The organism is Streptomyces montanisoli, from assembly GCF_017813245.1.
GTDB lineage: Bacteria > Actinomycetota > Actinomycetes > Streptomycetales > Streptomycetaceae > Streptomyces > Streptomyces montanisoli.
Genome location: NZ_JAGIQL010000273.1, coordinates 1 through 5,258 on the forward strand (window position 1 = coordinate 1; position 5,258 = coordinate 5,258).

Here is a 5,258-nt window from a genome sequence, read left to right on the forward strand (position 1 = left end):
CTCGTCGGCGGCGCGGCAGGCACCGCCTTCGCCGACGCCCCCGGAGGCAGATCGGCCGCGGCGCCCGCGTCCGCGCGGCACGGTTCGCACACCCCGCCCGCGCCCCAGGTGGCCCGCGAGGTGCGCGCCGAGTTCCTGCACGCCTGGGACGGCTACAAGCGGTTCGCCTGGGGGCACGACGAGGTCCACCCGCTCTCCGGCGGCCACAGCGAGTTCTTCGTGCCGGGCAGCCCGATCGGCCTGTCGATCATCGAGGCGCTCGACACGCTGTACGTGATGGGCCTCGACGGCGAACTCGCCGACTCCGTGCGCTGGATCAAGCGCGACCTTTCGTTCGACATCGACGGCGACTTCCACGTCTTCGAGGCGATCATCCGCGTCGTCGGCGGCCTGCTCGCAGGCCACCTCGCGACGGGCGACAAGCGGCTCCTCGACCTGACCGTCGACGTCACGGACCGGCTGATGCCGGCGTTCACCAAGTCGCCCACCGGCATGCCGTACCAGCACGTCAACTTCCGCACGGGCGCGGTGTCCGGCGCGACGCCGCCGCTCGCCGAGATCGGCACGAACATCATGGAGTTCGGGCTGCTGTCCCGGCTCACCGGCGACAGCAAGTACTACGACGCGGCCAAGCGTGCCTACCGCTCGGCCATCGAGGCGCGGTCCTCGCTCGACCTGCTCGCCACCAGCCTGAACGTGGAGACCGGCCGGTGGGCCGACTCCGTGGACAACGGCCCCAATCCGCCCACCGACTCGTTCTACGAGTACCTGTGGGGCGGCTGGAAGCTGCTGGGCGACAAGGACTGCCGCGACTGGTTCAGGCTGCTGAACGGGGCGCTCGTCAAGCACAGCGAGGAGCGCTACGACGGCCGCCTCTGGTTCAAGCAGATCGACTACTCCACCGGCGCCCTGCTCGGCCGCGGGCAGTCGGAACTGGGCTCCTTCTACGCCGAACTGCTGTCGGCGAGCGGCGACCGCGCGCGCGGCGAGGCCTACTACCGGTCCTGGACGGACGTACTCGACAGGTACCCCGTGCTGCCCGAGTCCATCGACTACACGACGCTGACGCCGACCACGAAGGGCAACCAGTTCAGGCCCGAGTACGTCAACTCCTCGTTCGACCTGTACCTGCAGACGGGCAAGCGCCTCTTCGCGGACACGGCCTACCAGTACTTCCAGGGCATGAAGGCGAACGCCAGGACGGCGAACGGCTACACGATCATCGACGACGTCACGGTCTCGCCGATGGTCCAGGGCGACCTGTGCCCGGCCTACGGCTTCGCCGAGAACTTCAAGTACTTGTACTTGATGTTCGCCCACACGCCGCGTTTCGACCGGCACGACTACGCCCTGTCGACGGAGGGCAAGGTGCTGCGCGGGCTGCGCAGGCACGGCTGACACACGTCCGGCGCCCGCCCGCACGTCCCTGCCGTGGCGGGCCCGGTCGGCCCCCGCCCGCCGGTCGCACAGACCGGCGGGCGGGCGAGGCAGGTCCTTCACCGGTCCGGCCGGCCAATCCTGGCAGGGCCCGGTCGCGGGGCGGCGGGCTCAGCCCAGCTTGGGGATCTCGATGGCCGGGCAGCGGTTCATGACCATGTCGAGGCCCGCCTCCCGCGTGCGCGCGTACGCCTCCTCGTCCACCACGCCGAGCTGGAACCAGACGGCCTTCGCGCCCTTCGCCACGGCCTCGTCGGCGACCGCGCCGGCGAGGCCGCTGTTGACGAACACGTCGACCACGTCCACGTCGAACGGGATCGCGTCGAGCGACGCGTACCCCTGCTCGCCGAGCACCGTCTCCGCCTTCGGATGGACCGGCACCACGCGCTTGCCGAAGCGCCGCAGCACCCCCGCGACCCCGTAGGCGGCCCTGGCCGTGTTGTTCGACAGGCCCACCACCGCCCAGGTGTCGCCCGTGCCCGTGAGGATCCTGCGGATGGTCTCGTCGTCTGCGTCCATGCCCAGGCAAACGGACCGGGCGCGTCCGGGCATTCCCGTCCGCATAGGGTGGAGCGATGCCGGAGGAGTACCTGACCGTCGCGCGCGCGGGCACGCACGAGACCGAGATCAGCCGTTCGCGCTTCCTGTGCTCGCTCGCGCCCTGCGCGTCGGAGGAGGAGGCCCAGGACTTCATCGCCGGGGTGCGGCGCGAGCATCCGGGGGCGGGCCACCACTGCTTCGCCTACGTACTCGGCGCGGACGCCTCCGTGCAGAAGGCGAGCGACGACGGCGAGCCCGGCGGCACCGCGGGCGTCCCCATGCTGCAGATGCTGCTGCGCAGGGACATGAGGTACGTCGTGGCCGTCGTCACCCGCTACTTCGGCGGCGTGAAACTCGGCGCCGGCGGGCTGATCCGCGCGTACGGCGGGGTCGTCGGGGAGACGCTCGACATGGTCGGCACCCGTACCAGGCGGCGGCTGCGGCTCGCCACCGTCACCGTCGGCCACCAGCGCGCGGGCCGGCTGGAGAACGAGCTGCGCGCCGCCGGGATCACCGTGCGGGACGTGCGGTACGCGCAGGCGGTGGCCATCGACGTCGCGCTGCCGGCCGACGAGGTGGACGCCTTCCGCGGCCGGCTCGCCGACTCGACGGCCGGCGAGGCCGCGCTCGAGCTCGGCGGCGAGACGTACGGCGACGCTGTCATACCCCACCGATAGTCTCGGGGATCATGAGACTCCTGCACACGTCGGACTGGCACCTGGGGCGGTCGTTCCACCGGGTGAGCCTGCTCGACGCCCAGGCCGCGTTCCTCGACCACGTGGTGGCGACGGTGCGCGAGCGCGACGTGGACGCGGTCCTGGTCGCGGGGGACGTGTACGACCGCGCGGTGCCGCCCCTCGCCGCCGTCGAGTTGTTCGACCGCGCGCTGCACCGGCTCGCCGCGGCCGGGGTGCCGACCGTCATGATCTCCGGCAACCACGACTCGGCCCGCAGGCTCGGCGTCGGCGCCGGGCTCATCGGCCGTGCGGGCGTCCACCTGCGGACGGACCCGGCGGGCTGCGCCGAGCCCGTGCTGCTCACCGACAAGTACGGCGACGTCGCCTGCTACGGCCTGCCCTACCTGGAACCCTCCCTGGTGCGCGGCGACTTCGGGGTCGAGCGCGCGCGCCACGAGAGCGTGCTCGGCGCCGCGATGGACCGGGTGCGCGCCGATCTCGCAGGCCGCCCCGCCGGTACCCGCTCCGTCGTGCTGGCCCACGCGTTCGTCACCGGCGGCGCACCGAGCGCCAGCGAGCGCGACATCGCCGTGGGCGGCGTCGCCTCCGTGCCCGCCGCCGTGTTCGGCGGGGTCGATTACGTGGCCCTCGGCCACCTGCACGGCGCGCAGCGCCTCAGCGACCGCGTCAGGTACTCCGGTTCACCCCTCGCGTACTCCTTCTCGGAGGCGCAGCACCGCAAGTCGATGTGGCTCGTCGACCTCGGGCCCGCCGGGGAGGTCGCGGCCGAGCGCCTCGACTGCCCGGTGCCGAGGCCGCTGGCGCGGATCAGGGGCACGCTCGACGCCCTCCTGGAGGACCAGGGCCTCGCCCGCCACGGGGAGGCGTGGATCGAGGCGACCCTCACCGACGCCGTCCGCCCACGGGAGCCCATGGCGCGGCTGCTGGCCCGCTTCCCGCACACGCTCAGCCTGCTGTTCGACCCCGATCGGCCCGACGGCGACCCGGCCGCCTCCTACGCGCGCCGCCTCCAAGGCCGCAGCGACCAGCAGGTGGCGGAGGACTTCGTGGCGCACGTGCGCGGCGGCTGCGGCCCCGACGCGGAGGAACGCGCGGTGCTGCGGGGCGCGTTCGAGCACGTACGCGTGGACGACGCGGTCCGCGAGGTGGCCCGATGAGGCTGCACCGGCTCACCGTCACCGCCTTCGGGCCGTTCGCGGACACCCAGGTGATCGACTTCGACGCGCTGTCCAGCGCGGGCATCTTCCTGCTGCGCGGGCAGACGGGCGCCGGCAAGACGTCCGTGCTCGACGCGGTCTGCTTCGCCCTGTACGGCGGGGTGCCGGGCGCGCGCCAGAAGCCGGGGCTCGCCCTGCGTAGCGACCACGCGGCGCCCGGCACGCTCACCGAGGTCACCCTCGACCTCACGGTCGCCGGGCGGCGCCTTGAGGTCACCCGCAGCCCCGCGCAGCAGCGGCCCAAGAAGGGCCGCGCCGGGTTCACCACGGTCAAGGCCGCGAGCGCCCTGCGTCAGCACGACGCGACGTCCGGCGAGTGGCGCGCCCTCAGCCGCACGCACCAGGAGATCGGCAAGGAGATCACCGAGCTGCTCGGCATGAGCCGCGAGCAGTTCTGCCAGGTGGTGCTGTTGCCGCAGGGAGACTTCGCGCAGTTCCTCCAGGCGGACGCGGAGCACCGCGCCAGGCTGCTCGGCAGGCTTTTCGACACCCGCAGGTTCGCCGCCGTCGAGGACCGCCTGGCGGAACTGCGGCGCGGCGCCGAACAGCAGGTGCGCGCGGGGGACGAGAGGCTGCACGCGGTCGCCCAGCGCATCGCGCAGGCGGCGGGGCCCGACGGTGCCCCGCCGCTGCCCGAGGGGCAGCCGGGCGACCCGGACCTCGCGCCCGGCGTCCTCGCGTGGGCGGCCGTCGCGCGCTCCGTCGCGGGGGAGCGGCACGACATCGCCGCCTCCGCGCTCGCCGAGGCCGGCCACCGGGAGCGGGGCGCCCGCGCCGAACGCGAGGCGCAGCGCGAAGTGGCCCGGCTCCAGGCCCGCTTCGAGGAGACGAGGCGGCGCGCCGACACGTTGGAGGAGAGCAGGGCCGGGCGCGACGAGGCGCAGGCACTGCTCGACGCCGACCGCAGGGCCGAGCGCGTACAGGACGCGGCGGGGTCGCGCGAGGGCGCCGAGCGCGAACACGAACAGGCGGCCGCCGCGCACGCCCGCGCACGCTCCGCGCTGCCCGCCGGGCTGGCGGAGGCGGGCGCGGAGCAGCTGGCGGCGGCGGAGCGCACGGCGCGTCAGGAATTGGGCGCGCTGGAGGCGGCCGGGCGGGCCGAGGCGCGGGCCGCCGAGATCGACGGGGAGCGAACTGAGCTGGAACGGCAGCTCAGGGCCGACGAGGAGGCCGTGCGGGACGCGGCGTCCTGGCTCGGCGCGTGGGACGGGCTCCGCGGCCGCCTGCAGGCCGGCATCGACGAGGCGCAGCAGGCCGCCACGCGCGCGGAAGCGCTCGCGGGACGCCTCGAACCGGCCGTCCGCAGGCGGGACGCGGCCCGCGAGCGCGACGCGGCCGAGCGCGAGGAGGCCGCGGCCCTGGCGGG

Annotated in this window: 5 protein-coding genes; 4 read left to right on the forward strand and 1 reads right to left on the reverse strand. The window is 74.2% G+C overall.

Annotated elements, in window-relative coordinates:
* Window positions 1-1,398: glycoside hydrolase family 47 protein (locus JFN87_RS31905; RefSeq protein WP_307865672.1), on the forward strand; the 1,398-nt coding region annotated here is incomplete at its 5' end.
* Between the two features lie 150 nt (window positions 1,399-1,548).
* On the opposite strand, the gene JFN87_RS31910 is transcribed toward JFN87_RS31905, so the two are convergent.
* Entirely contained in the window at window positions 1,549-1,956 is a 408-nt protein-coding gene (locus JFN87_RS31910) for a CoA-binding protein (protein WP_209345811.1), read from the reverse strand.
* A 56-nt stretch (window positions 1,957-2,012) separates the two neighbouring features.
* Here JFN87_RS31910 and JFN87_RS31915 point away from each other — a divergent pair, with 56 nt between their 5' ends.
* The 3 genes from JFN87_RS31915 to JFN87_RS31925 form a co-directional block, all read left to right on the forward strand.
* Window positions 2,013-2,654, forward strand: a complete 642-nt coding sequence (locus JFN87_RS31915) for a YigZ family protein (RefSeq protein WP_209345814.1) — start codon at window positions 2,013-2,015, stop codon at window positions 2,652-2,654.
* An 11-nt stretch (window positions 2,655-2,665) separates the two neighbouring features.
* Window positions 2,666-3,832 (forward strand): exonuclease SbcCD subunit D, encoded by a 1,167-nt coding sequence (locus JFN87_RS31920; protein WP_209345816.1) that lies wholly within the window; start codon window positions 2,666-2,668, stop codon window positions 3,830-3,832.
* On the forward strand, window positions 3,829-5,258 hold a 1,430-nt coding region (locus JFN87_RS31925), incomplete at its 3' end, for an AAA family ATPase (RefSeq protein WP_209345818.1). The genes JFN87_RS31920 and JFN87_RS31925, both read left to right, overlap by 4 nt.

Coding starts and splice junctions, on each gene's coding strand:
- JFN87_RS31910 (WP_209345811.1), bottom strand. CDS start 1,956: ATGGACGCAGACGACGAGACCATCCGCAGGATCCTCACGGGCACGGGC.
- JFN87_RS31915 (WP_209345814.1), top strand. CDS start 2,013: ATGCCGGAGGAGTACCTGACCGTCGCGCGCGCGGGCACGCACGAGACC.
- JFN87_RS31920 (WP_209345816.1), top strand. CDS start 2,666: ATGAGACTCCTGCACACGTCGGACTGGCACCTGGGGCGGTCGTTCCAC.